Here is a 25,812-nt window from a genome sequence, read left to right on the forward strand (position 1 = left end):
GGATCACCTGGGCGGGGGCATCGGCGAGCCACTCGCAGTACGGGTCCTTCTTCGCCTCGGCGAGCTGCCCGCACTGCTCGGCATAGTCGATCCACCCTCCGCGCCGCCGGTATTGCCGCCGCTGTTCGAGACCGGTGTTCCACACCGCCCGGCAGATCCCACCCAGCCTCTCGGCGAACGCCTGCTGCCCGAAGTCGAACTCCAGGCGATACTTCCGGCCCGCCAACATGCGAAACACCCCCTTCTCCCTCGGGATGCTCACGTCTCACCGACTCGAACACATTATCATCTGGTCTATGAGCCAGGAAGCAGAATATCGACGAGGCAGACACGTGGTTTCTGCGATGCACGTCCATCTGGTCTTTGTCACCAAATATCGCAGAAACGCCTTCGACGACGCGATGCTGCGCCGCTGCGAAGACATCATGATCGAGGTGTGCGACAGTTTCGAGGCCGAACTGCGCGAGTTCAACGGCGAACACGACCACGTCCACCTGCTCGTCCACTACCCGCCCAAGGTCGCGATCAGCAAACTCGTCAACTCGTTGAAGGGCGTCTCCTCGCACTACCTGCGCAAGGAGTTCACCGGCAGCGTCAACCGCGCCATCATGCACGGCCCCTTCTGGTCACCCAGCTACTTCGCCGCCTCCTGTGGCGGAGCCCCACTATCGATCATCAAGACGTATATCGAACAGCAGCGCCGCCCCACCTGAGGTCCCAAATCCGCGCTCCGGGATGCCCCGCCTACGGCGGGCCATCCCCCACAGGGGGACCGCATTCATCCCCGGCCTGAAGTGAAGGCCGAGGCTTTCCGCGGACCTTCGGTAAGCGTAACCCTCGACAGAGCTCAGCCTCGGTCGGCGGCTGGCGGCCCACCGGGCCGGCCGTACAAAAGACCGCTTGTCACCCGCACGAACGGCCAGATCAAGAGAAAGGCCAGGATGCGCCGGGTTACGCGGTCAGCGCCTCGACCGGAGCAAGCCGCTCGAACACCTCTCGCGTCGCGCTGGAGCGGTTGAACGTGATGAAGTGGATGCCCGGGGCGCCCTCATCGAGCAGCCGCTGGCAGAGCTCCACCCCGTGGTCGATGCCCAGCCGCCGCACGGCCGCCGGGTCGTCGGCCACCGCCTCGAAGCGGGCCGCCAGGTCCGCCGGGAACGGCGCCCCCGACAGCTGCTCCGACCTGGCGATCGTGCTCATCTGCGTGACCGGCATGATGCACGGGATGATCGGCGTGTCACACCCCTGCTCCGCCACCCGGTCGCGCAGCCGCAGGTAGTCGTCGGCCTGGAAGAACATCTGGGTGATCGCGTAGTCGGCGCCGGCCCGGCACTTCTGTACGAAGAAGTCGGTGTCGGACTCGATCGACGGCGAACGCGGGTGTTTGTACGGGAACGCCGCCACGCCCACGCAGAAGTCGCCCACCTGCCGGATCAGCCGCACGAGCTCCTCGGCGTACAGGACGCCTTCGGGGTGCTGAACCCACTCGCCCGTCGGGTCACCGGGAGGGTCGCCCCGCACGGCGAGGATGTTGCGCACCCCCGCGTCCGCGAAGCGGCCGATCAGGTGGCGCAGCTCGCGCATCGAGTGGTTGACCGCGGTGAAATGCGCCACAGGGGTGAGCGTGGTGTCGTGGGCCAGCCGTTCGACGATGTCGACGGTGCGGTCACGGCTGGAGCCGCCCGCGCCGTAGGTCACGGACACGAACGTCGGCCGCAGCGACTCGAGCTCTCTGATCGCCCGCCACAGCTGCCGTTCCCCCTCGTCCGTCTTCGGCGGGAAGAATTCGAAGGAGAACGACCGGCCACCGGACGCGAGAAGCTCACGGACGGTGGGAACACGATCGGGCCGGATGGAGGGTCGACCAAGCGCCATGTGACCCAGGCTACCGCCACAAGCCCCGTCCCTGGAGATCCGGCTCGGCCGCCCGGCCACTAGTCTCAGATGCATGACCACTGACGCCGCGAGCCTGGACGCCCTGCGTGCCAAGGTGGACGCCGCGCTGCGGACGTTCGTCCGACGGCAGTTGCCCACCCCCGGCGACACCGAGCTCGAGCCGCTCCGCTCGGCCGCCGAAGACCTGCTGTCCGGCGGCAAGCGGCTGCGCCCGGCCTTCTGCTACTGGGGCTGGCGGGGCGCGGGCGGCACCGACGTGCCCGGGATCTTCACCGCCGCCGCCTCGCTGGAGCTGCTCCAGGCCAGCGCGCTGGTGCACGACGACGTGATGGACAAGAGCGACCTGCGCAGGGGCATGCCGTCCGCGCACCGCCGCTTCGAGGCCATCCATGAGAAGTCGGGCTGGCACGGCTCGGCGGAGCAGTTCGGCGAGGGCGCGGCGATCCTGCTGGGCAACCTGCTGCTGATCTGGTCCGGCGAGATGTGGCGCAGCAGCGGCCTGCCGCCCGAGTCCCTGTCGGCGGCCCAGCCGGTGCACGACCACATGCGCACCGAGCTGATGTGTGGCCAATATCTCGACCTGCTGGAGCAGGCGCACGGCGAGAACACCTTCGAGTCCGCCCTGCGCGTCGCCCTCTACAAGAGCGGCAAATACTCCGTCGAACAACCGCTCCGCCTCGGCCTGGCGCTCGCCGCCGGCCGCCTGGAGCCGTGGATGGACGAGCTCTGCATGGAGTACGGCCGACGGGTCGGCATCGCCTTCCAGCTGCGCGACGACATCCTGGGCGTGTTCGGCGACCCGGCGCAGACCGGCAAACCGGCGGGCGACGACCTGCGCGAGGGCAAGCGGACGATGCTCGTCGCCCGGACGCTGGCCGCGGCCGCACCCGGCGACGCCGAGACCGTGCGCGCCCTGCTCGGTGACCCCGGGCTCGACGAGGACGGGGTGGCCGCGCTGCGGCGCATCATCGAGGGCACCGGGGCGCTGCGCCAGTGCGAGGACATGATCGGCGACTACCTCGGCGAGGCGCTGACGTTCCTCGGCAAGGCGCCGATCACACCGGAGGCCCGCGCGGCCCTGTCGGACCTGGCGGTGGCCGCCACCTCACGCACCACCTGAGCCATCACACGCACTACCTGTCACTCTCAGGCACGCCTGAACGGCCGCACGTACAACCCGCCGCCCCACACACCACCTGAGTACGGCGCGGCGGGCGCCGGAGGGCGCCCGCGCGCGTCTGTCAGCCGGCCAGGCGCTTGGCGAACTCCGCTGCCGCGGCGCCCGGATCCTCGGCCTCCGTGATGGCGCGTACCACCACAACCCGTTCGACCCCGTACGACCTGACCTGGTCGAGATTGCCCAGGTCGATGCCGCCGATGCCGAACCACGGCCGCCCGGTGCCGAGCGACGCCGCGTGCCGCAGCAGCGACGGCCCCGGCGCGTGGCGGCCCGGCTTGGTCGGCGTCGGCCAGACGGGACCGCAGCAGAAGTAGTCGACGCCCTCCTCCACGGCCGCGGCGGACGCCTCGGCGACGGAGTGGGTGGACCGTCCGATGAAGACGTCGTCGCCGAGTATCTCTCGCGCGACCTTCACCGGAAGATCGTCCTGCCCCAGGTGGAGCACGTCGGGCCGGGCGGCGTAGGCGATGTCGGCCCGGTCGTTGACCGCCAGCAGCCGGCCGTGCCGGTCGCAGGCGTCGCGGAAGACCTCGAGGAGCGCGAGCTCTTCGCGCGCCTCCAGCCCCTTCTCCCGCAACTGGACGATGTCCACGCCCGCGGCCAGCACCGCGTCGAGGAATTCGGCCAGGTCACCGCGTTCGCGACGGCCGTCCGTGCAGAGGTAGAGGCGGGCGTCAGAAAGCGAGGGCTTGGGCACGCCGCTTGACCTCGGTATGGCGACCGGCCCTGATGGCGTCGACGGGCGAGCCGGGCAGGGAGTCGTCGGGAGTGAAGAGCCAGCGCAGCGACTCGATGTCGTCGTAACCGGAGTCGCGCAGCACGGAGAGTGTGCCGGGCAGACCCTTCATCACGTCCTTTCCGTCAAGGAACACCGCGGGCACTTGTGGCCCACCACCACCCCGGCGCACACCGAGCAGTTTCCGGTCCTTGAGGAGTTGCTTGGCCCGCCCTATCGAAAGGTCGAGGCGCGCGGCCACTTCGGGGAGAGTGAGCCACTCGGCGACGAGCTGGTCGGTCTCCCGGTCGATCTGCGCAACAGAAAGCGTCACGAAACCACAACTACCACATGGCGTGCTTGCTCAAACAACACAGTCCCGTAGGGAGAGGTCGGGATCTACCAGGCGTTCGGCGTCTACGCGGTGTCCGGCTTCGATGATTCTGCGGCCCTGGACGAGGTCTCGGGGCCGGTCCACGGCGAGTACCGCGGCCAGGGTGTCGTCCGAGGTGAGCCAGCAGGCCGACCATTTTCCGCCGAGTTCGCCTCGGTAGAGGAGGCGGTCTCCGGCCGGGTGGTGGCCCGCGTACTGGACCATGTGGCCGAACTGCTCGGACCAGAAATAGGGCACCGGGTCATAGGCGGCCTCGACCCCCAGCAGTGTGGCGGCGGCCACCTCGGGTGAGTTGAGCGCGGCGTCCCAGTGCTCGACCCTCAGCCTGGTCTCGAACCGGCGCGACCACCAGGCGGCGCAGTCGCCCACGGCCACGACGTTCGGCAGGGAGGTGCGCAGGTGTTCGTCGGTGACGACGCCGTTGTCCAGGTCGATGCCGGAGCCCGCGAGCCAGCCGACGGTCGGGCGTACTCCGACACCGGTGACGACCACGTGCGCCTCGATGAGGCTTCCGTCCGCGAGCGTGACGCCGCCGTCGTCCACTGAGCCGACCAGGGTGTTGAGCCGCAGGTCGATGCCCTCGTACCAGCCCTGGGTGCGGGCGCCGATCTCAGGGCCGACCGCCTGGGCGAGCGGGGTGGGGCCGGCCTCGATCACGGTCACCTCGCAGCCGGCCCGGCGGGCGGCGGTGGCCACCTCGGCGCCGATCCAGCCGGCGCCGATGATCACCACGTGGGCGCCCTTGACGAGCCGGGCGCGCAGCTCCAGCGCGTCGTCGAGGGTACGCAGCACGTGCTGGCGGCCGTCGCCGGGCAGCGTGATCGGCTCGGCGCCGGTGGCGATCACCAGGCCGTCATAGCCGAGCTCGCCCTCGGTTGTCTCGACGACGCCGGGACGCAGCGCCTTGGCCGAGACGCCCGGCCAGAAGTCCACCTCCAGCACGGCGAGGTCGGCGTCGACGAAGCTGGAGTCACTGCTGCCGGACAGGACCGCCTTCGACAAGGGTGGCCGATCGTACGGCCGGTGCCGCTCTTGCCCGATCAGCGTGATCCTGCCGTCGAACCCTTTCGCGCGCAGCGCCTCGACACTCCGTACACCGGCCAGACCGGCGCCTGCCACCACCACATGATTCACGTTCAAGACCATAACGGGGCCCGTGCCGGGACGTCGCGCCGAGGCCGTAGGGTGGAGACGTAAGACGCGCGGGAGTCCGGCCGTTTACCGGGCTGAGAGGAAGGCTGCACCGGGCCTTCGACCGCAAGACACCTGATCCGGATCATGCCGGCGAAGGGAGCGGACGTGGACATCGTCGTAGGCGGCGGGATCATCGGGCTGTCCATCGCCTGGCGCCTGTCCCGCTCGGGTCGGCCGGTCACCGTGGTCGACCCGGCTCCGGCCACCGGGGCCTCGCACGCGGCGGCGGGCATGCTGGCACCGGTGAGCGAGGTCACGTACACGGAGGAGCCGCTGCTCCGGCTGGGCCTCGCCGCACTGCGCCGCTGGCCGTCCTTCGCCTCCGAACTCGCCACCGACGCCGACCTCGACGCCGGTACGGGATCCGCCGCCAACCGCTCTCACCGCGATGCTGGTACGGGATTCGCCGCCTCCGATGTCGGCCTCCATGCTGCTGCGGGTCCCGCCACCAACCGTCTTGACGAAGCGGGGGCAGCTGAAGCGGTCGTGAGCGGGCTCAGTGAGGCCGCGCGGGCCGGGCTGGACTTCCGGGTCGACGGGACGCTGGCCGTGGCGTTCGGGGCCGACGATCTGGCGGCGCTCGGTGAGCTGGCCGCGTTCATGGAGAAGCTGGGGCTACCGGTCGAGCGGCTGACCGGGCGCGAGTGCCGCCGGCTGGAGCCCATGCTGGCGCCCTCCGTACGCGGTGGGCTACTGGCCCGTGGAGACGCCTGGGTGGACCCGCGCCGTGTCACCGCCGCGCTCCTGGCCGCACTCGACCGCCTGGGCGTCCCCCTCGTCCGGGCTCGCGTCAGCGAACTGCTCCGGGACGGCGACAAGGTGGTGGGCGTACGCCTCACACCCCCAGACGGGACGGCCACCCTGGACAAGGGCCGCCCGCAGGTGGACATCCCCCATGAGATCCGGGGCGAGCGGGTCGTACTGGCGGCCGGGGCGTGGAGCGCCGGGCTGGTCGATGTCCCGGTGCGACCGGTCAAGGGGCAGATCATGCGGCTGCGCTCCCCTCAGCCCCTGCTCGGCAGGTGCGTACGCGGGACGGTCCACGGGAAATCCGTGTACCTGGTGCCAAGGGGTGACGGTGAGCTGGTGGTCGGGGCGACCCAGGAGGAGCTGGGGTTCGACACGAGGGTGACGGCGGGCGGACTGTACGAGCTGCTGCGGGACGCCCACGAGCTGGTGCCGGGCGTCACCGAGCTGGAGATCGCCGACGTGGTGGCGGGGCTGCGGCCGGGCACACCGGACAACGTTCCGCTCATCGGGCCCAGCGGGACGCCGGGGCTGGTGCTGGCCACTGGGCATCACCGGGGCGGGGTGCTGCTGGCTCCGCTCACGGCGGCCATTCTGCTGGGCGAGGAGAGCGAGCTCGCGGAGCTGTGCTCGCCGCTGAGGTATCGGGATATTTCATGAATGTGATCATCAATGGGGCCCCGCACGAGGTGCCCGACGGCACCACCGTGGCGCAGGCCGTACTCACGCTCACCACGGCGACGACCGGCGTGGCCGTGGCCGTGAACGACGAGGTGGTGACGCGGAGCGCCTGGGAGACGACGGCGCTCGGCGACAGCGACCGGATGGAAGTGCTGACGGCGGTGCAAGGTGGATGATCTGCTCATAGCCGGAGAGAAGTTCTCCTCCCGGCTCATCATGGGCACCGGCGGTGCCCCGTCGCTGGAGGTGCTCGACCAGGCGCTGGTCGCGTCCGGCACCGAGCTGACGACCGTCGCCATGCGGCGGCTCGACCCCAGTGCGCCCGGCTCGGTGCTCGACGTACTGCGCGAACGCGGCATCAAGGTCCTGCCCAACACCGCCGGCTGCTTCACCGCGGGCGACGCCGTGCTGACCGCCCGGCTGGCCAGGGAGGCGCTCGGCACGAACTGGGTCAAGCTCGAGGTCATCGCCGACGAGCGGACGCTGCTGCCGGACCCGATCGAGACGTTCGACGCGGCCGAACGGCTGGTGGCCGACGGGTTCGTGGTGCTGCCGTACATCGGGGACGACCCGGCGCTGGCGCGTCGCCTGGAGCTAGCCGGATGTGCCGCGGTGATGCCGCTCGGCGCGCCGATCGGCTCCGGCCTCGGCATCCGCAACCCGCACAACATCGAGCTCATCGTGGAGGCGGCCTCGGTGCCGGTGATCCTCGACGCGGGCATCGGTACGGCCAGCGACGCCGCCCTGGCGATGGAGCTGGGCTGCGATGCCGTACTCCTGGCCACGGCCGTCACCAGGGCGCAGCGGCCGGAGCTGATGGCGACGGCCATGAGAGCGGCCGTCCAGGCGGGCCGGCTCGCCCACCAGGCGGGCCGCATCCCCCGCCGCCGCTACGCGGAGGCCTCCTCCCCAACGCGCCCGTAGCCACGCGAAGGCCCCTGACTTGCCCGTAGCCACGCGAATGCTGCGGACGGGCCCGTAGCCACTCGGAGGCCGCCGGACGGGCCCGTAGCCACTCGACGCCACGCGGAACCGGCGAGACAGGATATGTCCGGTTATGTTCCAGATAGGCGCGTTCCAACGAGCACGGCTCGGCATCGGTTTCGGATGGTCAGGCCTTGCCAGTGGCAAAACGCCCGTAAACTCAGCGGGGTGGACACGACGACAGCGGACCCTCTCGTCGGACGGCTGCTCGATGGGCGTTACCGCATCGAGTCCCGGATCGCGCGAGGCGGTATGGCGACCGTCTACCTGGCGCTCGACGTCCGGCTTGACCGCACGGTCGCGCTGAAGGTCATGCATCGCTCGCTCGCCGAGGACCCGGCGTTCGTGCGGCGGTTCATCGGCGAGGCCAAGTCCGTGGCCAGCCTCTCGCACCCCAACGTGGTGCACGTCTTCGACCAAGGCACCGACGGTGACGTGGTCTATCTGTCGATGGAGTACGTCCCCGGCAAGACGCTCCGCGACACCCTGCGCGACCGGGGCAGGCTGCCCGCCCGCGAGGCGCTGGAGATCATGATACCGGTGCTCGCGGCCTTGGGCGCGGCCCATCAGGCCGGCATGGTGCACCGCGACGTCAAACCCGAGAACGTCCTGCTCACCGACGACGGCCGGGTCAAGGTGGTGGACTTCGGCCTGGCCCGGGCGATCGAGGCGACCAACCAGACCCGCACCGGCGTGATGATCGGCACGATCGGCTACATGTCGCCCGAGCAGGTCATGACCGGCGGTGCCGACGTGCGCAGCGACGTCTACGCGGCGGGCATCATGCTGTTCGAGCTGGTGACCGGCGAGCAGCCCTACGACGGCGAGACGCCGATGTCGGTGGCCTACCGGCACGTCCACGACACCGTGCCACCGCCGTCCTCCGTGGTGCCGGAGGTGCCGCCGCTGATCGACACGCTGGTGACGCACGCCACGGCCCGTTCCCCCGACGACCGTCCCGCCGACGCGACCGCGATGCTGGTGGCGGCCGTGGACGCGCACCGCATGCTGCCCCGTACGACGACGCCACCCATGCACGCGGGGGCGTCCGGCGTGCGCTCCATGCCCTACTCGATGCCGAGTGCCGGCCCCGCCACCGCGCCGCACGCGCCGCACGCGATGACGCAGGTGGTGCCGAACCACACGATGATCCAGCCGCGCGAGGAGCTGCCCGCGCGGCGCGCCGGTTTCAAGCCCAACTGGTTCCTGGTCGCGCTCGCCGCGGTCATGGTGGTGGCGGTCGCGCTGACGGGCTGGTATTTCTCGCAGACCACGTACGTGCCGGTGCCCGACCTGGTCGGCAAGGACCTGGCGGTCGCCCAGAGAGCCGCCGCCGGCCAGGGCTTCCAGGTGAAGACGGCCCCCGGCCAGCACGACGAGAAGGTCGCCGAGGGCCTCGTGCTGCGAACCGACCCGGGGCGCAACGTCGAGGTCGAGCGGGGCGCGGCCCTCACGCTGGTCCCCTCGCTGGGCCCGAAGCGGGTGCTGGTGCCCAACGTCGAGGGCATGACCGAGCCCGAGGCCCGCACCGCGATCGGCAAGGCCGGGCTCGACGTCAACCGCGTCAGCCGGCAGGCCAACCAGGAGATCGCCCGCGGCAAGGTGATCCGCACCTCGCCCGACGTGGGCGAGAAGGTCAAGGAGAACTCGAAGGTCAACCTCTACGTCAGCGCGGGGCTCGTGATGCCCGACGTCAGCGGCATGCCCAAGGACGAGGCGGCCAACTACCTCGGCACCCAGGGCTTCCAGGTGCAGGTCAACGAGGTCGACGACAGGGCCGAGCCGTGCACGGTGATCGCGCAGGCGCCCAAGGCCAAGGCCGAGGTCGACAAGGGCGCGCAGGCCATGATCACGGTGTCCCGGTGCCAGACCGACTTCTGGGACTGGTTCGGCGGTGACAATGAGGACAACGAGGCGCGTGACGACCAGGAGTTCCAGCTCGTTCCGTCGGTGGTGGGCAAGAACGTCAGCGACGCCAGGAACGAGTTAGTGGGTCTCGGCTTCAAGGTGCAGATCCGCAAGCTCTCCAACGATGGAGTCGTACGATTCCAGCGCCCGGCGGGCAACAGCGAGCGGCCACCCGCCTCGACGGTGGTCCTCTGGCAGTAACCCGGCGGTCGTCGTCTGGCAGTGACCCGGCGGCCAGGCGGCGGCCAGGCGAGGGCCGTCAGGCGAGGTTGCCGTGCAGCCGGACCCTTGCCAGCCCACCATCGGGATAGATGTCGACGCGCACCCGCGTGACCGGCTCGGCGTGCTCCAGGCGGAACCGGTGCGGGGTGTCGGGCTGCAGCCGCGTCCTGGCCAGCAACTCGACCTCACGGTCACCGTCGTAACCGGTCAGTGACACCCAGCCGGGGGCGTTGAACAGCAGGTTCGTGGTGTCGATCTCGGCCAGCCGGATGACGCCGCGCGCGGCGAGCCTGATGACCAGCCACTCGTTTCCGGCCTCGCGCCGCCGCGCGGTCTCCCAGCCCTCCGCCTGGTGGCGGGCCAGCCCGGGGGCCAGGACGTTGTCGGGCGCCGAGTAGAACTCGTTGGAGCAGGCGATGACCCGCCCCCCGTTCGCCAGGGCGGCCAGGTCGAGGCTGAGCCCGTCGTAGAGGGACAGATCCGGCCGTACCTCGCCGTGCACGCGCAGCCGGGCGATTCCGCCGTCGGGATACATGTTCAGCCGGACGTGCGTGTAACGGGAGTCGTCGGTCACCTCGAAAGCATGCTCGGCGTCGCCCTTGAGATCGCTCCTGGGCACGATCTCCACCCAGTCGGCGTCGGCGAGCTCGGCGGGCGACGGGTAGCCGTCCACGGCCGCGGCCTCGACCGAGGCGTGGGGCGGGTAGTTGCCCTTGAACCAGGCCGTGTCGATCACCACGCCGCGGACGACGCCCGGCAGGCCGAGCCGGACGATCGCCCAGTCGTGGCCGGGCTCGCGCCGGCGCCGGGTCTCCCAGCCGTCGTAGACCTGACCCTTGTTGCCGAACGTCTCCGCCTGGAAGCCGGGGCGTCCCGGCCGGATCAGGCTCTCCTTCTCGGCGAAGGACTCGTCGCTGGCGGCGACCACCGAGCCGCCGAGGGTACGCAGCGCGAGGTCGGGCAGGTCGGTGAAGCCGGGCATCTACTGCTCTCCCAACAGGAAGGCTCCGTGCGGTACGCCGTCGGTGGGCCGGCCACGGAGCCAGGTGGTAAGGACGGCGCCCTTGAGGAGGTGGCCGTGGTAGGGGGTCACCGGGTTCTTGTGGTGGAGCCGGGCCGCGTCGACCGGGTTGACGGCTGTGGCATCGAAAGCCACCAGATCAGCGTCGTTGCCAACCTTTATCGCGCCTTTTCCGGAAATATGGGCCATTGCTGCTGGTTGGGTGGACATCCAGCGCACCACGTCGGCCAGCCCGTGACCGCGGCGCGACGCCTCGGTCCACACGGCCGGCAGGCCGAGCTGGAGCGAGGCGATGCCGCCCCAGGCCGCCGCGAACGAGGGCACCTTGAGGTCGGCCGGTGCGGGCGAGTGGTCGGAGACGACGCAGCTCAGCACGCCGCCGGCCAGCCCGTCCCAGAGCCGGTCGCGGTTGGCGGCGGAGCGGATCGGCGGGCAGCACTTGTAGGCGGTCTCGCCCTCGGGCACCTGTTCGGCGGCCAGGGTCAGGTAGTGGGGACAGGTCTCGGCGGTGACGCGTACTCCCTCGGCCTGGGCGGCGGCCAGCGGCTCCAGGCAGTCGGCGCTGGAGACGTGCAGGATGTGCACCCGGGCGCCGGTCTCCCTGGCCAGCCGGATCACCTGCTCGACCGCGCTGCGCTCGGCCGCGCCCGGCCGGGAGTCCACGAACTCGCGGTACGTCGGACCCGCCGGCTCGGCCAGCAGCGCCGGGTCCTCGGCGTGTACGACCATGAGGCCGTCGAACCCGGCGAGCTCCGTGAGCGCCGCGCGTACCTCTGAAGGGCTGAGCGGCGGGAACTCCTCCACACCCGACGGCGACAGGAAGCACTTGAAACCGTAGACACCACGGTCGTGCAGCGGGCGTAGGTCCTTGACGTTGCCGGGGATCGCGCCGCCCCAGAAGCCGACGTCCACGTGGCACTGCCCGTCGGCGGCGCGCAGCTTGGCGTCGAGGGCGTCCACGGTGACGGTGGGCGGGAGCGAGTTGAGCGGCATGTCCACGATCGTGGTGACCCCGCCGGCGGCGGCCGCCCTGGTGGCCGAGGCGAACCCCTCCCAGTGCGTACGGCCCGGCTCGTTGACGTGCACGTGGGTGTCGACCAGGCCGGGCAGCAGCGCGAGGTCACGCAGGTCGATGTCCTCGGCCGCCTCGATGGCGTCACCGTACGCGCCGATGGCGGCGATCAGGCCGTCGCGGACGGCCACCGAGACGGCCCGCTCGCCGTCGGGCGTGACGGTCCTGCGCGATCGAATCACGAGGTCATAGCCGCTCATATCAACTCCGGTCAGAGGCGGTCGGCGGCGAGCTTGGCGGCCAGGCGTTCGAGGAGCGCGGCGGCGTCGGCCATGCAGCGGGCCGGGTCGGGCTCCAGGTCGGTGAGGGCGTAGGCGGCCTCGATACCGGCTGCCCGGAGCTCGGCGTCGGACAGGGTACGGCGACCGCACACGGCGACCACCGGAACGCCCGCCCGGGCAGCCGCCTGGGCGACGCCGACAGGGGCCTTGCCGCGCAGCGACTGCTCGTCCAGCGAGCCCTCACCGGTGATCACCAGCCGGGCCCCCTTGACGTGCTCACCGAACCCGAGCAGGTCGAGCAGGTAGTCGATGCCCGGCTGAACCTCGGCGTGCAGGAACGCCAGCGCGGCGAACCCCACGCCACCGGCGGCCCCCGCGCCCGGAGCCCCGGCGACGCCCATCGGGCGGGGTACGTCGTCGTGCTCGACGGCGCCCGCGAGACCATGCGTGCGCGTGGCGACGGCGGCGAGGCGGCCGAGCGCCCGGTCCAGGACCGGCACGTCCTCCGGGGTCGCGCCCTTCTGCGGACCGTAGACCGCCGCGGCGCCGTGCGGGCCGAGGAGCGGGTTGTCGACGTCGCTGGCCACCACCACCTCGATGCCCGACATATCCGTGAAACCGGAGATGTCGATGCGGTCGAGCCCGCCCAGGGCGGCTCCGCCGTACTCGAGCTCGTCGCCCTGAGCGTCGAGGAAGCGGGCGCCGAGCGCCTGCGCCATGCCCGCGCCCCCGTCGGTGCAGGCGCTGCCGCCCAGGCCCAGCACGATGCGCTTGGCGCCCTGGCGGATCGCGTCGGCGACGAGCTCGCCGGTGCCGTAGCTGGTGGCGGTGAGCGGCTCGAGCCCGCCGGGGAGACGGCGCAAGCCGGACGCCTCGGCCAGCTCGACGACGGCCGTGTCCCCACGCCGCGCGTACGAAGCCTTGACGGGCTCGCCCGTGGGCCCGGTGACCTGGCGGGAGACGCGCGTGAAGCCGCAGGCCACGACCGCGTCCACGGTGCCGTCTCCCCCGTCGGCCACAGGCAGCTCTATCGCCGGGACGCCCAGCCCCGCCGACACATGGGCCGCCACCTCGGCGGCGGTCAGCGACCCCTTGAACTTGTCGGGGGCAACGAGCACATGCTCAACCACTACGAACTCCCACACGGTGACGAACGGCGAACGGCCCCGCCTCCGGGGAGACGCGACGATTCATCATCACATCCCGGCGGACGGCGCCTCGAACTGGCGTCCGGTGCGTGATTCACGACAGACGGGCGTGGTTACCGGTGGATCTCCTTGGCGGCGGTGATGCCATGCTTCTCGGCCAGCCGGCTCAGGCGGCGGTGGGCCTCAACGCCCGCGCGGCCGACGGCGTCATGGGCGACGGTCCTGAGCTCGTCGTCCTCGACGACCGTCTCGCCGCCGACCAGCAGCCGGGCCAGCGGCGGCTGGCGGGTGGCGAAGACCAGGCGGCAGACCGGGTCGGTCACCGCCGAGGCGAACGGCCCGTCCACCCGCCACAGCGCGATGTCCGCGAGCTTGCCCGCCTCCAGCGTGCCCAGTTCGCCCTCACGGCCGAGGTTGCGGGCCCCGCCGAGCGTGGCGAGTTCGAGTGCCTGCCGGGCGGTCAGCGCGCCGGGACCGTACACGGCCCGCTGGAACAGCAGTGCCTGCCGCATCTCGCCGGACAGCGTGGTCAGCTCCGAGGAGGCGCTGCCGTCCACGCCGAGACCGACGTTCGCGCCGCGGCGCAGCATCTCCGACACCCTGGCGATCCCGGCGCCGAGCCGGCCGTTCGACGAGGGACAGTGCGCGGAGCCGGTGCCGGTGGCGGCGAGCTTGCCGATGTCGGAGTCGCTGAGGTGCACCGCGTGCGCGAACCAGACGTCGGGACCGAGCCAGCCGAGCTTGTCCATGTACTCGACGGGCCGCATGCCGAACTGCGCGCGGCAGTGCTCCTCCTCGTCCAGCGTCTCGGCCAGGTGGGTGTGCAGGCGGACTCCCCGGTCCCTGGCGAGGGCGGCGGCCTCGGTCATCAGCTCACCGCTTACCGAGAACGGCGAGCAGGGCGCCACCGCGATCCGCAGCTTCGAGGAGAACGACGGGTCGTGGTAGACGTCGACGGCCTCGGCGGTGGCGGCGAGGATCTCGTCGAGCCGCTCGACGACGACGTCCGGGGGCAGGCCGCCCTGCGATTCGCCCCTGTCCATGGAGCCGCGCGCCGGGTGGAAGCGGATGCCCAGCTCGCGTGCCGCCTCGATCTCGGCGGCGAGCAGGTCGCCGCGGCCCTTGGGGAAGACGTAGTGGTGGTCGCTGGAGGTGGTGCAGCCGGACAGGGCCAGGTGGCCGAGTCCCGCCCCGGCCGCGCCCCTGACGACCTCGGCGTCCATGGCGGCCCACACGGGGTAGAGGGCCACCAGCCACTCGAACAGGGTCGCGTCCTGGGCCAGTCCCTGCGAGGCCCACTGGTAGAGGTGGTGGTGGGTGTTGACCAGGCCGGGCGTGGCCAGGCAGCCGGTGCCGTCGATCCGGGTGGCCGGCGGGGTGGCGGGCGCCTCGGCCATGGGGCCGAGGCCGGTGATCAGATCACCCTCGATACGGACATATCCGGACTCGACCTCCGGCCCGGCAACAGGCGCGATGTAGACGTTGTCGATCTGCACAGAGCCGGGCGTCATCTGGTCGCCGCCTTTCGCTCGGCCGCCAGCCGTACCGCGTCCAGGATCTTCTCGTAGCCGGTGCAGCGGCACAGGTTCCCCGCGAGGGCCTCGCGGATCTCCGCGTCGGACGGCCGGTCGACGCGTTCGAGCAGGTCGTGCGTCTGCACGATCAGACCGGGCGTGCAGAAGCCGCACTGCACCGCGCCGCTCTCGACGAACGCTTCCTGCACGGGGTCGAGCCGGTCGCCGTCGGCCAGGCCCTCGACGGTACGCACGTGGCGGCCCTCGGCCTGCCCGGCGGCGACCAGGCAGGCGCAGACCGGCGTACCGTCGAGGTAGACCGTGCACGACCCGCATTCGCCCTGCTCGCAGGCGTTCTTGGAGCCGGGCAGGCCGACCCGTTCGCGCAGCACGTACAGGAGGCTCTCGCCTTCCCACACGTCGTCGGCGCACTCCTCGCGGCCGTTGACGGTGAAGGTGACGCGCATCAGGCGGCCCTCCTTCCTCGGTAGTCGTTCCAGGCCCAGGTCAGCGTGCGGCGGGCCATCACGCCGATGGCGTGCCTGCGGTAGTCGGCGGTGCCGCGCACGTCGTCGATCGGCGAGGCGGCCCGGGCGCACAGCTCGCCGAACCGCTTCAGCACGGCGGGGTCGAGCCGGGCGTTCCAGTCGAGTTCGCGGCGCAGGAACTCCTCGGCCTCCAGCGCCCTGCGCGGCGTGGGCGCGGCCGATCCGAGGCCGGTGCCGACCCGCCTCTCCCCCGGATGCAGCGCGACCGCGAACGAGCACACCGCGATGACCATGGCGTTGCGGGTGCCGACCTTGGAGAAGTATTGGGGGCCGGTGGCGGGTTCGAGGTGGACGGCCCTGATCAGCTCGTCCGGCCGCAGCGCGGACCGCTTGACGCCCAGGTAGAACTCGTGCGCGGGGATCATCCTGACGCCGCCGTCGCGCGACTCCACCTCGATCACCGCTCCGGCGGCGAGCAGCGGCGGGTGGCTGTCCCCGGCTGGCGAGGCCGCGCCGAGGTTCCCGCCGACCGAGCCGCGGTTGCGGATCTGCGGCGAGCCGACCGTCCGGGACGCCTGCGCGAGTCCCGGCAGCGGGCCGCCGAGCTCCTCGATGATCGTGGTGTACGGCACGGCGGCCCCTACCCGGTAGCGGCCGTCCTCCAGGGACCAGGTACGCAGTTCGGGCACGCGGGTGAGGTCCAGCAGCGCCTCCGGCCGTCGCACGTCGAAGTTGATCTCGACCATCACGTCGGTGCCGCCCTGGATGGGCACGGCCCCGGGCCGGTCCGCCTTGGCGGCCAGCGCCTCGTCCCATGTCGTGGGGCGCAGGAATTCCATCGTTCTACTCCCAGGCGAATGCGGCGTCAGGGGCGTCCTCGCGCAGTACGCCGCCCTCGATCAGGCCATAGGGGCGGTCGGCCGCGAAGTAGACCTCGTTGTCGTTGTCCAGGCCGAACGGCGAGAGGTCCACCAGGAAGTGGTGCTTGTTCGGCATCGCGAACCTGATCTCGCAGACCTCGCCTCGGGTGTCCAGTACCCGTTTTCCCATCGCGTACAGCGTCTGCTGCAGGGACAGGCTGTGCGTGTCGGCGAACGCCTCGAGCAGGCGGCGCCGGACCTCCTCGTACGACTTGCCGTACGCGGACCCTTCTGAAGCGTGGCGCCACCGGGCGGCGACGGCGGTGGCGAGGACCCGGTCGGTGGTCGGCGGCAGCGTGGTGTACTCGTCCTGGATGTAGCCGTGGAACTCCGAGCCCGTCGAGTTGAGCACGACCAGGTCCTTCAGCCCGGAGACCACGGTGGTGCGGCCGTCCCGGTCATGGTGGACGACGCAGGTGCGCACCTCGCCGCCCTTGCGCGCGAACGAGTGCGGCCGGTCGCCGCCGATCCGCTCCCAGGCGTACTCCTCGATCTCCACCCTGGCGTGGTGGATCGACGGCTGCGCCGCGACGTAGTGCCTGGCCAGCAGCAGCGCGAACTCCTCGATCTGGTCGACGCCGTGCTTCTTGGCGAAGGCGTAGACGGTGTTCTTCTGCGAGTCGGTCGGCAGCACGGTGGCGTTGTCGCCGGTCAGGTGGACGGCCTCCATGTCGCCGGAGAGCGAGGAGCTGACGCTCAAGTCCTTGAGGTGGTGGACGTCGCCCTCCCGGACGACGCGGACGAGCCTGGTCTCCGCCTTGCCGTAGCGGTTGGGGCCCAGGATGACGTCGGGCACGTTCTAGCTCCCTCGGTAGGTGGAGTAGGCGAACGGGCTGAGCAGCAGCGGCACGTGATAGTGCGCGGCCGGGTCCGTCACGGTGAAGGTGATGACGACCTCGGGGTAGAACGTGTCGGCCAGGTACGCGCCGGTGTCGAAGACCACCCGGTGGACGCCGGCGCCGGGGTTCCAGCCCTTGATCCGGCCGTCGGCGTCGGTGCGGCCGTCGGCCACGACCTCGCCCTCGTACTCCAGCCGTACGGCCACTCCGGCGGCGGGGCGGCCGGTGACGGCGTTCAGGACGTGCGTGGAGAAGCTCATCAGGACCCCTCCAGCAGCTTGACCAGCCGCAGCCTGGTGATCTTGGCCAGCTCGTCGCGAACGGTGGCGCGTTCGGTCTCCTCGTCGTGGAGCAGGCGTTCGCGCAGCCTGGCCAGCATCTCCGCGCCTGTCAGGCCGGTGGCGCAGATCAGGTAGACGTGGCCGAAACGGTCCTCGTACGCCCGGTTGCCCTCGGCCAGCTCGGCGCGCGTGTCGTCCGCCACGCCCGACTGCTCCTGCCTGGACCAGGCGCTCTGGGCGCGCTCCCCGATCCTGGGGTGGGCGCTGAGCGCTTCGAGTACGTCGGGCCAGGCCAGGCCGCGCACGGCCGCGTCCGCGGCGTCGGCGAGCCGGTCCGGGTCACTGTAGGGGCGCCGGGCCGCGACGGACCTGGCGAAGGCGCGGGAGGCGCAGCAGGCGAGCAGCTCCGCCTCGATGTCCTCCCGGGCGTTGAACCCGGCCAGACCGGTGAGCGTGTTGGGCATAGCAGCAGTACACACACCCGCCTGGTGCCCGGTCCATCCGCAAGAACTCTCAAGTGGCCCAGCGGTTGGCTAGGACTTTTCGTGTCATGCTCCAAGCTCGCCGCATATCCCACTCGGCCGGCCCGCTCCGCCACCCGCCTAAACTGGTAGCCATCATGACCCCAACCTCTCTCATCGGCGGGCACGTCTCCGTCGCGGGCGGCCTGGCGACGGGCGGTCTCGCGTACATGGCCGAGATCGGCGCCGAGATGATCCAGGTGTTCGTCACCAACCCGCGCGCCTGGGCGCTCACGCCGGGCAAGCCCGAACAGGACGCCGCGCTGGCCGCGTCGGGTGTCGATACCTTCGTGCATGTGCCCTACCTGGCCAACTTCGGCTCGCCCAACCCCGAGACGGTGGCCGGCACCATCGCGCTCGTCCGCTACACGCTGCGCCGCGGCGCCGAGGTCGGCGCCAAGGGAGTCGTGGTGCACACGGGCTCGGCGGTGACGCAGCCACGCGACGACGCGATGCGCCAGCTGCGCGAGCACCTGTTGCCGCTGCTCGACGAGATCCCCGAGGGCGGCCCCGACCTGCTGCTGGAGCCGATGGCGGGCCAGGGGGCGATGCTCTGCGCCACGGTGCAGGATCTGGAGCCCTACCTGGCGGCGCTCGACTGGCACCCGCGGGCCAACATCTGCCTCGACACCTGCCACGCGTTCTCGGCCGGGCACGACCTGGTCACGGCGAGCGGGGTCAAGGAGACGTTCGACGCGCTGCACGCGATCGCGCCGGGGCGGCTGAAGCTGATCCACGCCAACGACTCCAAGGACGTGTGCGGCTCGAAGAAGGACCGCCACGAGAACATCGGCGCGGGGCACATCGGCGCCCAGCCGTTCGCCGACCTGATGCGGCATCCGGCCGTGGCGGGCGTCCCGATCTGCATCGAGACGCCGGGGAAGGCCGACAAGCACCGCGAGGACATCGCCACCCTCAAGAAGCTCCGCGACGAGCCGTGATCTCCGGCCTGCTCGGTTGAGTCGGGCCTTGACGCACGTGTCGGGACGCCCGCTCTCGCGATCCGGCCACCCCCGTAAGCCGGATCGCGGTCCTTTCCGCGGCCACAGCGGGCGTCCCACACGTGCTCGGCAGGCGGGCCCTGCCCCCCGGTAGAGGGCCCGACAGCCGTGGTGACCTGCGCGGTCACCGGAGGATCCGACGCATCAGACTAATCAGCGAGCCATTCGGCCCGTCCCCCCCGATGCGCCGGGTGGCTTCCGATGCGCAAACACTACGGTCGCGATCTTGCGGGCGAACCCCCGTTTACGGACAGCTCGTCGAACGGTCTGTAGTCATCGCCATACGGAGCGTACGGGTACGACGAACGGCGGTTCCGGCACGACGAGCGGCCACTTCCGCGGCCCCGCGATCCCGGACACGACGGCCGTCCGGACGCCACAGAGCCACCCGACCCGGTGTGACCAGGGAACTCGCCACCATCACGGAGAAATCGCCCGGCGCGCCGAACCGCGCGGGCGGCCGTTCACACTCCCCGCGTTCACGCCCACCCCACCCGGGAAACGGGCGGCACAACGGGTCGGCGACGGGTCAGGAAATGGCGCCGCGATGCTGGCGGACCAGCTGCTCGCGCACCTGACGGCTGTGCCGCCTGCTCACCTGGAGCGTCTGGGTGCCGACGGTCAGCATCACCCTGCCGCCCTCGAACCTGAGCTCGCTCACGTGCCTGGCGGAGACGAGGGTGCTGCGGTGCACCCGGATGAACCCGGCGTCGGCCCAGCGCCGCTCCAGCGCCGCCAGGGACATGCGTACGAGGTAGCTGCCGTCGACCGTGTGCAGGCGTACGTAGTCGCCCTTCGCCTCGGCGTACCAGACCGCCTGCTGCGGGACGAACCTGGTGATCCCGCTCAGCTCGACCGGAATCACGTCGTCGAGGGCCGGCTCGGCGGGCGGCGCCACGGCCACCTCCAGCCTGCGCACCGCCTCGGCCAGCCGCTCGGCCCGGACCGGTTTCAGCAGGTAGTCGACGGCCTCCAGCTCGAACGCCCGCACCGCGCAGTCCTCGTGCGCCGTGACGAACACCAGCCTGGGCGGGCTGGGGAATCCGCCGACGAGCTTGGCCAGGTCGAGCCCGTCGATGCCGGGCATCCGGATGTCGAGGAACACCCCGTCGAGCCGCTCGCCGGTCCCGATCATCTGGACCATCTCCTGCAGGGCCGCGACGCCGTCGCTCGCGGTTGTGACCCGTTCCACTCTGGCGTCCTTGCGCAGCAAGTAGGCCAGTTCTTCCAAAGCGGGCACCTCATCGTCGACGGCCAGCACACGCAGCATGACCACCACGCTGCCTTAATAACGCTGAGGTCACAACCCACTTGCGCACGCAGCGCGAATAATTGACTACAGAGGGCTGAGGCGCGTCTTGGGCACGCGGAGCCGCACGGTGGTGCCCGAACCCAGCGCCGTCTCCACCACCAGCCCGTAGCCGTCGCCGTAGATCTGGCGCATCCGCACGTCCACGTTGGCCAGGCCGATGCCGTTGCCCTCGCGCCTCGGGTCGTCGTCCAGCACCCGCCTGACGTGCTCCGGATCCATGCCGGTGCCGTCGTCCTCGACCGTGATGTGCGCCTCCGGCCCGGCGTCGCGGGCCACCACGCGGACCTGCCCGACGCCGCCGCGGCTGCCCATGCCGTGCTTGATCGCGTTCTCCACCAGCGGTTGCAGGCACAGGAACGGCACCGGCACCGGCAGCACCTCCGGCGCCACCTGCACGCTGAAGCGCAGCCGGTCGCCGAAGCGCGCCCGCTCCAGCAGCAGGTAGCGGTCGACGCAGGTCAGTTCATCGGCCAGGGTGGTGAAGTCGTGCGCCCGGCGCAGCGCGTACCGGGCGAAGTCGGCGAAGTCCAGCAGCAGCTCCCGGGCCCGCGCCGGATCGGTGCGGACGAAGGAGGCGATCGTGGTCAGCGCGTTGTAGATGAAGTGCGGCGAGATCTGCGCCCGCAGGGCGCGCATCTCCGCCTCCAGCGCGCGCCGCCGCGAGGTGTCGAGCTCGGCCAGCTCCAGCTGGCCCGACACCCACCGGCCGACCTCGGTGACGGTACGCACCAGCGCCGCGCTCACCTCCTGGTCGAAGGCCGCCAGCGTGCCGACGAGCTTGCCGTCGACGAGCAGCGGCACCACGACCGCGCCGTACGGCTCCCCGGCGAACACCTGCGGCCGCCCGGACGCCAGCGCGGTGCGGGCGTAGGTGAGCACCTCGTCGGTGCACGGGCCGTCCCAGGCAAGCGCCGCCTCGGTCGAGGTGATCGCGACGGCGTAGGTGCCGAGCAGGGCGTGCAGATGGCGTACGGCCTTGCGGGCCGAGTCGCGGTTCAGCCCGGCGCGCAGCGAGGGGGCCGCCAGGGCCGCGATGTGCAGCGCCGTGTACGTCGCCTCGTCCCTCCAGTCACCCGGGGGCGGCCCGGCCGGATCGGACGGCTCGCGCGGCTCCCGGCGTCCCCGCGGCACCAGGGCGACGACGTAGCCGAGGACGAAGGTCAGGCAGGACAGCACCACGTACGCGGTGGTCGACATGCGGGCAACCGTAGCCAACAACGGACCGTGTTCGGGCGGAAACCCTACGGAGGGCCCTCGCCGGGTTCTTCCTGGTAGGAGTAGCGTTGCTCGCGCCAGGGATCGGCCACGTTGTGGTAGCCGCGTTCCTCCCAGAAGCCTCGGCGATCTTCGAGGAGATACTCGATGGCCCGCACCCATTTGACGCTCTTCCAGGCGTACAGATGGGGCACGACGGCGCGTACGGGGAAGCCCCGCTCGGCGCTGATCGGCTTGTCGTCCAGCTCCATGGCGAACAGCGTGTCCGAGGCGGTGAAGTCGGACATCCGGAGATTGGCGCTGTAGCCGTACTCGGCCCAGATCATCACGTGCCGCACGCCCGGGTCGGGCGGGGCCGCCGCGACGATCGTCGCCGGGCTGACCCCCCGCCACTCGTTGCCCATGATCGAGAACTTGGTGACGCAGTGGAAATCCGCGATGACGCCGGTGCGGGGCAGGCTCTCGAACTCCGGCCAGGTGAAGCGGTGTTCCTCGCCCGAGGCGGTGGCTCCGAAGACGCGGAAGTCCCAGCTCTCGGGCCGGAACTGCGGCACCCTGCCGTAGTGGATCACTGGCCGGCCGCGCGGGACGTACTGGCCCGGAGGCAGCCGCGATTCCTCCACGTACACTCCCCTCGCCGGTTTCCGTGGTCTTGGGCCATCCTGCCATCGGCCTGTGTCTGCCTCGCGCCCGGGTGCGGTGCGCTACGATGGCGACTATGCGTAAAGCGTTCGTGTTTTGGTATGGCGACGGACCCGTGTCCGTTCGCCACCTGACGCTGCGCTAGCAGACAGGCGAACGAAAGGCCCCGGGTCCACATGGACCCGGGGCCTTTCGGCGTTTCCAGGGCTTTTTCCGCGCTTGATCAAAGGAGCAGCAGATGGTGATCGTGATGGGCCAGGAGGCAACCGGGGATGACATCGCGTCGATCGTCGCGGTCGTCCAGGCGGCCGGGGTAGAGGCGTTCGTGAGCAGGGGTGTACGGCGCACGATCGTCGGGCTGGTGGGCGATGTGACCCAGCTCGACGAGGCGAGCCTGCGGGGCATGCCGGGGGTGCGTGACGTGATGCGGGTGAGCACGCCGTACAAGCTGGTGAGCAGGGAGAACCATCCCGAACGCTCCACGGTCCATGTGGGCGGCGTGCCGATCGGCCCCGGCACCGTGACGCTGATCGCGGGGCCGTGCGCGGTGGAGACGCCCCAGCAGACGCTGGAGGCGGCCAGGATGGCCATGGCGGCGGGCGCGACCCTGCTGCGCGGCGGCGCCTTCAAGCCCCGCACCTCGCCGTACGCCTTCCAGGGGCTGGGCGAGCAGGGCCTGCGCATCCTCGCCGACGTGCGCGAGGAGACGGGGTTGCCGATCGTCACCGAGGTGGTCGACGCGCAGGACGTCGCCCTGGTCGCCTCGTACGCGGACATGCTGCAGGTCGGCACCCGCAACGCGCAGAACTTCGCGCTGCTGCAGGCGGTCGGCGCGGCGGGCCGGCCGGTCATGCTCAAGCGCGGCATGAGCTCGACGATCGAGGAGTGGCTGATGGCCGCCGAGTACATCGCCCAGCGCGGCAACCTCGACATCGTGCTGTGTGAGCGCGGTATCCGGACGTTCGAGACCGCCACGCGCAACACCCTCGACGTCTCGGCCGTGCCGGTGGCGCAGCGGCTGTCGCACCTGCCGGTGATCGTCGACCCGTCGCACTCGGGCGGCCAGCGTGGCCTGGTGCTGCCGCTGACGCGCGCGGCGATCGCCGTGGGCGCCGACGGCGTCATCATCGACGTGCACCCGCATCCCGAGCAGGCGATCGTCGACGGGCCGCAGGCGCTGGTCGACACCGATCTGGGCGAGCTGGCCCAGGTCATGCGGGACTTCCCGCCGCTGCTCGGCAAGACCGCCGCCGCCGCGCTGACGGTCTGATCCGCCCGGGATGAGTACGGCCGGCACCACGCGCCCGGTCGGCCGTACTCATGAGTAACTTGAGTACGTAACCCCATGTGCCGACATGTCGCCCAGCCTGATGATGGTCGGCATGACGAAGCCCATCCAACCCACCCAGACCACCGCCTACTACGTCCAGGCCATCCTGTCGTTCGGGGTCTCCGTGTCGTCCGTGGTGCTCGCCCTGGTCTACCTCCCGGCCTCCGGGTGGATCAGGGCCTTCCTCGCCCTGGGCGTCCTGTACGTCATCACCTCGACCATTACGCTCAGCAAGGTCGTACGCGACCGTCAGGAGCTGTCGGGGGTCAGCACCCGCGTCGACCAGGCCCGCCTGGACAAGCTGCTCGCCGAGCACGACCCGTTCAGGGTGGACGCGTCCTGACCGTGCTTATTTGCCGCACTCCGTGCGGCGGGCTCGGTCGCCCTCTCAAGCCTGAGGCCGGGTCGCCCAGCGGAATGGTCCCCCACGAGCGGCCCGGCCTCAGCCCGAGCTCAGAGCTTGTATTCCTGGATCGAGTCGGCGAGCTGGACGGCCAGCTCCTCGGCGTCCAGCCGCTTCTCGATCTGCTTGAGGTCCTCGATCTTCGCGCGCGTCTCGGCCCGCTTGGGGGCCAGCAGCGTGCAGCAGTCCTCGTCGGGCAGCTCGGAGATCTCCAGCGTGCCGATGCGCCGGGCCTCGGCCATGATCTCCGTCTTGTCCCAGCCCACCAGGGGGCGCAGGATCGGCAGCTCGACCGCGTGGTCCTGGGCCGTGATGTTGGTCAGCGTCTGGGAGGAGACCTGGCCGAGGGCGTCACCGGTGATCAGCGCGGCGGCGCGGATGCGATGCGCGACCTCCTCGGCCGTCTTGAGCATGAGCCGGCGCTGGGCGATCACCGCGAGCCGGTCCTGGCCGGAGGTGCGGATCGACTGCTGGGCCTTGCCGAACGGCACCACCCACAGCCGCGACCGGCCCTGGAACCGGTCGAGCTTCCTGACCAGCGCGTACGCCTTGTAGATCGACTCGGACGTGGTGAACGGGATGCCGGAGAAGTGCAGGAAGTCGACGTGCAGGCCGCGGCGCATCATCCGGTAGGCGGCCACCGGCGAGTCGATGCCGCCCGACATGAGCACCAGCGCCCGGCCGCTGCTGCCGACCGGCAGGCCGCCCTGGCCGGGGATCCCGCCGGTGAAGACGAACACCTCGTCCTTGTCGACCTCGATGGAGACGGTCAGCTCGGGGTTCTTCAGGTTGACGGGCAGGCCGTACTCGTCGTTGATGGCGCCGCCGACCAGCCGGTCGAGCTCGTTGGAGCGCAGCGGGAAGCGCTTGTCGCGGCGGCGGGAGCGCACCGCGAACGAGGCGCCGCGCTTGACCTCCTCGCGCTCGGACACCAGCTCCAGGCTCGCCTTGAGCACGGCGTCGGGGTCCTTGGCGACCCGCCAGGCCGAGTGGATCCAGACCAGGCCGGGCACGTCGGCGACCCGCTTGGCGACGGTCTCCGACTGTTCGGCCGTGGCGCCGTCCGGCAGGAAGATCGCGATGACGCCGTGCCGCTTGCGCACGTCGAGCTTGAGGCCGAGCTCCTTGACGGCTTCGCGGATGTTGTCGACCAGGCGGCGTTCGAAAATGTCGCGGTTCTTACCTTTGAGGACGATCTCGCCCAGCTTGAGCAGAACGCACGGCTCGCCCAGGGCGGACATCGACATGGCAGAACCTCCGGGAGTGATGGGGACGTGCCGAGGCCAACGCCTCGACCCACCGAGTTTAGTCCGCGTCGAGCCCCCGCTCGATCGCATATCGCACCAGTTCTACCCGGTTGTGGAGCTGGAGCTTCTGAAGCGTGTTCTGGACGTGGTTCTGTACGGTCCGGTGCGAGAGCACGAGCCGGTCGGCGATCTGCCGGTAGGACAGGCCCTTGGCGACCAGCCGCAGCACCTCGGTCTCCCGCTCGGTCAGCCGGGGCCCCTCGGCCGGCGCGGACTGGGCGGCGAGCCGCCGGTACTCCCCCAGCACGAGCCCGGCCAGGCCCGGCGTGAACACGGCGTCACCGTCCGCGGTCCGCCGTACGGCGTCGAGGAACTCCTCCCGGCTCGCCGACTTCACCAGATACCCAGAAGCGCCCGCCTTGACCGCGTCCAGCACGTCGTCCTGCTCGGCACTGGCCGACAACACCAGCACCCGCGGCGGCACCGGCATCCCGGCCAGCCCTTCGGCCACCTCCGCCCCCGACATGTCGGGCAACCGCAGATCGAGCACCACCACCTCGGGCAGCACCGCCCCGGCCACACGAAGCGCCTGACGCCCCTCACCCACGGCGGCGACCACCTCGTAGCCCGCCTCGGCCAGATCCCTGGCAACCCCGTCGCGCCACATCGGATGGTCATCCACCACCATCACCCGCACCATGGCCGCCACTCTAGGG

At 70.9% G+C, this 25,812-nt stretch carries 28 protein-coding genes and 1 riboswitch; of the genes, 9 read left to right on the forward strand and 19 right to left on the reverse strand.

From position 1 onward, the window contains the following. On the reverse strand, window positions 1-229 hold a 229-nt coding region (locus AB0B64_RS45425; protein WP_358188523.1), incomplete at its 3' end, for a helix-turn-helix domain-containing protein. 67 nt (window positions 230-296) lie between these two features. Here AB0B64_RS45425 and tnpA point away from each other — a divergent pair. Continuing rightward, complete coding sequence (tnpA, locus tag AB0B64_RS45430) at window positions 297-713, forward strand: IS200/IS605 family transposase (RefSeq protein WP_358187862.1); 417 nt, start codon at window positions 297-299, stop codon at window positions 711-713. Between the two features lie 238 nt (window positions 714-951). On the opposite strand, the gene metF is transcribed toward tnpA, so the two are convergent. Beyond that, complete coding sequence (gene metF, locus AB0B64_RS45435; protein ID WP_357945167.1) at window positions 952-1,875, reverse strand: methylenetetrahydrofolate reductase [NAD(P)H]; 924 nt, start codon at window positions 1,873-1,875, stop codon at window positions 952-954. Between the two features lie 73 nt (window positions 1,876-1,948). On the opposite strand from metF, the gene AB0B64_RS45440 reads away from it, so the two are divergent. Next, window positions 1,949-3,016 carry a polyprenyl synthetase family protein gene (locus AB0B64_RS45440; protein WP_357945164.1) on the forward strand — a complete coding sequence of 356 codons (1,068 nt, stop codon included), beginning with the start codon at window positions 1,949-1,951 and terminating at the stop codon, window positions 3,014-3,016. A gap of 121 nt (window positions 3,017-3,137) precedes the next feature. On the opposite strand, the gene thiE is transcribed toward AB0B64_RS45440, so the two are convergent. Genes thiE through AB0B64_RS45455 form a run of 3 tightly spaced genes read right to left on the reverse strand, consistent with a single transcriptional unit; the run spans window position 3,138 to window position 5,319 of the window. Then, entirely contained in the window at window positions 3,138-3,773 is a 636-nt protein-coding gene (thiE, locus tag AB0B64_RS45445; RefSeq protein ID WP_357945162.1) for a thiamine phosphate synthase, read from the reverse strand. Next, on the reverse strand, window positions 3,751-4,125 hold the full coding sequence (locus AB0B64_RS45450) for an Rv2175c family DNA-binding protein (protein WP_225298599.1): 375 nt from the start codon (window positions 4,123-4,125) through the stop codon (window positions 3,751-3,753). Before AB0B64_RS45450 ends, thiE begins: the two co-directional genes overlap by 23 nt. Before the next feature lie 30 nt (window positions 4,126-4,155). Then, window positions 4,156-5,319, reverse strand: coding sequence for an FAD-dependent oxidoreductase (locus AB0B64_RS45455; RefSeq protein ID WP_357945160.1), 1,164 nt, complete (start codon window positions 5,317-5,319; stop codon window positions 4,156-4,158). A gap of 58 nt (window positions 5,320-5,377) precedes the next feature. Then, window positions 5,378-5,495: riboswitch (TPP riboswitch) on the forward strand. On the opposite strand from AB0B64_RS45455, the gene AB0B64_RS45460 reads away from it, so the two are divergent. From AB0B64_RS45460 to pknB, 4 genes are all read left to right on the forward strand, one after another. Further along, window positions 5,485-6,786: an FAD-dependent oxidoreductase gene (locus AB0B64_RS45460; RefSeq protein WP_357945158.1), complete on the forward strand. Its 1,302-nt coding sequence runs from the start codon at window positions 5,485-5,487 to the stop codon at window positions 6,784-6,786. (Overlaps the previous riboswitch by 11 nt.) Continuing rightward, entirely contained in the window at window positions 6,783-6,983 is a 201-nt protein-coding gene (thiS, locus tag AB0B64_RS45465) for a sulfur carrier protein ThiS (RefSeq protein WP_357945155.1), read from the forward strand. The genes AB0B64_RS45460 and thiS overlap by 4 nt, the downstream gene beginning before the upstream one ends. Continuing rightward, a complete protein-coding gene (locus AB0B64_RS45470) occupies window positions 6,976-7,731 on the forward strand; it encodes a thiazole synthase (protein ID WP_358187886.1) in 756 nt (251 codons plus the stop codon). The genes thiS and AB0B64_RS45470 overlap by 8 nt, the downstream gene beginning before the upstream one ends. Window positions 7,732-7,959: 228 nt before the next feature. Next, window positions 7,960-9,900, forward strand: a complete 1,941-nt coding sequence (gene pknB, locus AB0B64_RS45475; RefSeq protein ID WP_358187890.1) for a Stk1 family PASTA domain-containing Ser/Thr kinase — start codon at window positions 7,960-7,962, stop codon at window positions 9,898-9,900. Window positions 9,901-9,958: 58 nt separating this feature from the next. Here pknB and alc read toward each other — a convergent pair whose 3' ends face one another. The 9 genes from alc to uraD form a co-directional block, all read right to left on the reverse strand. Then, the gene (alc, locus tag AB0B64_RS45480) at window positions 9,959-10,903 is read right to left on the reverse strand and encodes an allantoicase (protein ID WP_358187894.1); all 945 of its coding nucleotides are present in this window, start codon (window positions 10,901-10,903) and stop codon (window positions 9,959-9,961) included. After that, window positions 10,904-12,214 (reverse strand): allantoinase AllB, encoded by a 1,311-nt coding sequence (gene allB, locus AB0B64_RS45485; protein ID WP_357945145.1) that lies wholly within the window; start codon window positions 12,212-12,214, stop codon window positions 10,904-10,906. It abuts the gene before it with no gap. Between the two features lie 11 nt (window positions 12,215-12,225). Next, window positions 12,226-13,365, reverse strand: coding sequence for a glycerate kinase (locus AB0B64_RS45490; protein WP_357945143.1), 1,140 nt, complete (start codon window positions 13,363-13,365; stop codon window positions 12,226-12,228). Between the two features lie 131 nt (window positions 13,366-13,496). After that, complete coding sequence (locus AB0B64_RS45495) at window positions 13,497-14,894, reverse strand: 8-oxoguanine deaminase (protein WP_358187905.1); 1,398 nt, start codon at window positions 14,892-14,894, stop codon at window positions 13,497-13,499. After that, entirely contained in the window at window positions 14,891-15,364 is a 474-nt protein-coding gene (locus tag AB0B64_RS45500) for a (2Fe-2S)-binding protein (RefSeq protein WP_357945137.1), read from the reverse strand. The genes AB0B64_RS45495 and AB0B64_RS45500 overlap by 4 nt, the downstream gene beginning before the upstream one ends. Further along, complete coding sequence (locus AB0B64_RS45505; protein WP_358187913.1) at window positions 15,364-16,224, reverse strand: xanthine dehydrogenase family protein subunit M; 861 nt, start codon at window positions 16,222-16,224, stop codon at window positions 15,364-15,366. The genes AB0B64_RS45500 and AB0B64_RS45505 overlap by 1 nt, the downstream gene beginning before the upstream one ends. Window positions 16,225-16,228: 4 nt before the next feature. Then, the gene (pucL, locus tag AB0B64_RS45510; protein WP_358187919.1) at window positions 16,229-17,101 is read right to left on the reverse strand and encodes a factor-independent urate hydroxylase; all 873 of its coding nucleotides are present in this window, start codon (window positions 17,099-17,101) and stop codon (window positions 16,229-16,231) included. A gap of 3 nt (window positions 17,102-17,104) precedes the next feature. Continuing rightward, complete coding sequence (gene uraH, locus AB0B64_RS45515; protein WP_357641973.1) at window positions 17,105-17,407, reverse strand: hydroxyisourate hydrolase; 303 nt, start codon at window positions 17,405-17,407, stop codon at window positions 17,105-17,107. Beyond that, on the reverse strand, window positions 17,404-17,889 hold the full coding sequence (gene uraD, locus AB0B64_RS45520; protein WP_357945128.1) for a 2-oxo-4-hydroxy-4-carboxy-5-ureidoimidazoline decarboxylase: 486 nt from the start codon (window positions 17,887-17,889) through the stop codon (window positions 17,404-17,406). Before uraD ends, uraH begins: the two co-directional genes overlap by 4 nt. A 155-nt stretch (window positions 17,890-18,044) precedes the next feature. On the opposite strand from uraD, the gene AB0B64_RS45525 reads away from it, so the two are divergent. Continuing rightward, complete coding sequence (locus AB0B64_RS45525) at window positions 18,045-18,887, forward strand: deoxyribonuclease IV (RefSeq protein WP_358187930.1); 843 nt, start codon at window positions 18,045-18,047, stop codon at window positions 18,885-18,887. 589 nt (window positions 18,888-19,476) lie between these two features. Here the strand turns inward: AB0B64_RS45525 and AB0B64_RS45530 are convergent. From AB0B64_RS45530 to AB0B64_RS45540, 3 genes are all read right to left on the reverse strand, one after another. After that, window positions 19,477-20,217, reverse strand: a complete 741-nt coding sequence (locus AB0B64_RS45530; RefSeq protein ID WP_357946337.1) for a LytTR family DNA-binding domain-containing protein — start codon at window positions 20,215-20,217, stop codon at window positions 19,477-19,479. Between the two features lie 66 nt (window positions 20,218-20,283). Continuing rightward, complete coding sequence (locus tag AB0B64_RS45535) at window positions 20,284-21,456, reverse strand: histidine kinase (protein WP_358187936.1); 1,173 nt, start codon at window positions 21,454-21,456, stop codon at window positions 20,284-20,286. 44 nt (window positions 21,457-21,500) lie between these two features. Beyond that, window positions 21,501-22,097 (reverse strand): sulfite oxidase-like oxidoreductase, encoded by a 597-nt coding sequence (locus AB0B64_RS45540; protein ID WP_357945120.1) that lies wholly within the window; start codon window positions 22,095-22,097, stop codon window positions 21,501-21,503. Between the two features lie 257 nt (window positions 22,098-22,354). Here AB0B64_RS45540 and aroF point away from each other — a divergent pair, with 257 nt between their 5' ends. Then, window positions 22,355-23,386 (forward strand): 3-deoxy-7-phosphoheptulonate synthase, encoded by a 1,032-nt coding sequence (gene aroF, locus AB0B64_RS45545; RefSeq protein ID WP_357945117.1) that lies wholly within the window; start codon window positions 22,355-22,357, stop codon window positions 23,384-23,386. 112 nt (window positions 23,387-23,498) lie between these two features. Then, on the forward strand, window positions 23,499-23,789 hold the full coding sequence (locus AB0B64_RS45550; RefSeq protein WP_357945114.1) for a YiaA/YiaB family inner membrane protein: 291 nt from the start codon (window positions 23,499-23,501) through the stop codon (window positions 23,787-23,789). 110 nt (window positions 23,790-23,899) lie between these two features. Here AB0B64_RS45550 and thiI read toward each other — a convergent pair whose 3' ends face one another. Continuing rightward, on the reverse strand, window positions 23,900-25,096 hold the full coding sequence (thiI, locus tag AB0B64_RS45555; protein ID WP_357945112.1) for a tRNA uracil 4-sulfurtransferase ThiI: 1,197 nt from the start codon (window positions 25,094-25,096) through the stop codon (window positions 23,900-23,902). A 58-nt stretch (window positions 25,097-25,154) separates the two neighbouring features. Beyond that, complete coding sequence (locus AB0B64_RS45560) at window positions 25,155-25,796, reverse strand: response regulator transcription factor (protein WP_357945109.1); 642 nt, start codon at window positions 25,794-25,796, stop codon at window positions 25,155-25,157. Between the last annotated feature and the right edge of the window lie 16 nt (window positions 25,797-25,812).

Source organism: Nonomuraea sp. NPDC049129, from assembly GCF_040648495.1.
Classification (GTDB): Bacteria; Actinomycetota; Actinomycetes; order Streptosporangiales; family Streptosporangiaceae; genus Nonomuraea.

Coding starts and splice junctions, on each gene's coding strand:
- tnpA (WP_358187862.1), top strand. CDS start 297: ATGAGCCAGGAAGCAGAATATCGACGAGGCAGACACGTGGTTTCTGCG.
- metF (WP_357945167.1), bottom strand. CDS start 1,875: ATGGCGCTTGGTCGACCCTCCATCCGGCCCGATCGTGTTCCCACCGTC.
- AB0B64_RS45440 (WP_357945164.1), top strand. CDS start 1,949: ATGACCACTGACGCCGCGAGCCTGGACGCCCTGCGTGCCAAGGTGGAC.
- thiS (WP_357945155.1), top strand. CDS start 6,783: ATGAATGTGATCATCAATGGGGCCCCGCACGAGGTGCCCGACGGCACC.
- alc (WP_358187894.1), bottom strand. CDS start 10,903: ATGCCCGGCTTCACCGACCTGCCCGACCTCGCGCTGCGTACCCTCGGC.
- allB (WP_357945145.1), bottom strand. CDS start 12,214: ATGAGCGGCTATGACCTCGTGATTCGATCGCGCAGGACCGTCACGCCC.
- AB0B64_RS45495 (WP_358187905.1), bottom strand. CDS start 14,894: ATGACGCCCGGCTCTGTGCAGATCGACAACGTCTACATCGCGCCTGTT.
- AB0B64_RS45500 (WP_357945137.1), bottom strand. CDS start 15,364: ATGCGCGTCACCTTCACCGTCAACGGCCGCGAGGAGTGCGCCGACGAC.
- AB0B64_RS45505 (WP_358187913.1), bottom strand. CDS start 16,224: ATGGAATTCCTGCGCCCCACGACATGGGACGAGGCGCTGGCCGCCAAG.
- uraD (WP_357945128.1), bottom strand. CDS start 17,889: ATGCCCAACACGCTCACCGGTCTGGCCGGGTTCAACGCCCGGGAGGAC.
- AB0B64_RS45525 (WP_358187930.1), top strand. CDS start 18,045: ATGACCCCAACCTCTCTCATCGGCGGGCACGTCTCCGTCGCGGGCGGC.
- AB0B64_RS45530 (WP_357946337.1), bottom strand. CDS start 20,217: ATGCTGCGTGTGCTGGCCGTCGACGATGAGGTGCCCGCTTTGGAAGAA.
- AB0B64_RS45535 (WP_358187936.1), bottom strand. CDS start 21,456: ATGTCGACCACCGCGTACGTGGTGCTGTCCTGCCTGACCTTCGTCCTC.
- aroF (WP_357945117.1), top strand. CDS start 22,355: ATGGTGATCGTGATGGGCCAGGAGGCAACCGGGGATGACATCGCGTCG.
- AB0B64_RS45550 (WP_357945114.1), top strand. CDS start 23,499: ATGACGAAGCCCATCCAACCCACCCAGACCACCGCCTACTACGTCCAG.
- thiI (WP_357945112.1), bottom strand. CDS start 25,096: ATGTCGATGTCCGCCCTGGGCGAGCCGTGCGTTCTGCTCAAGCTGGGC.
- AB0B64_RS45560 (WP_357945109.1), bottom strand. CDS start 25,796: ATGGTGCGGGTGATGGTGGTGGATGACCATCCGATGTGGCGCGACGGG.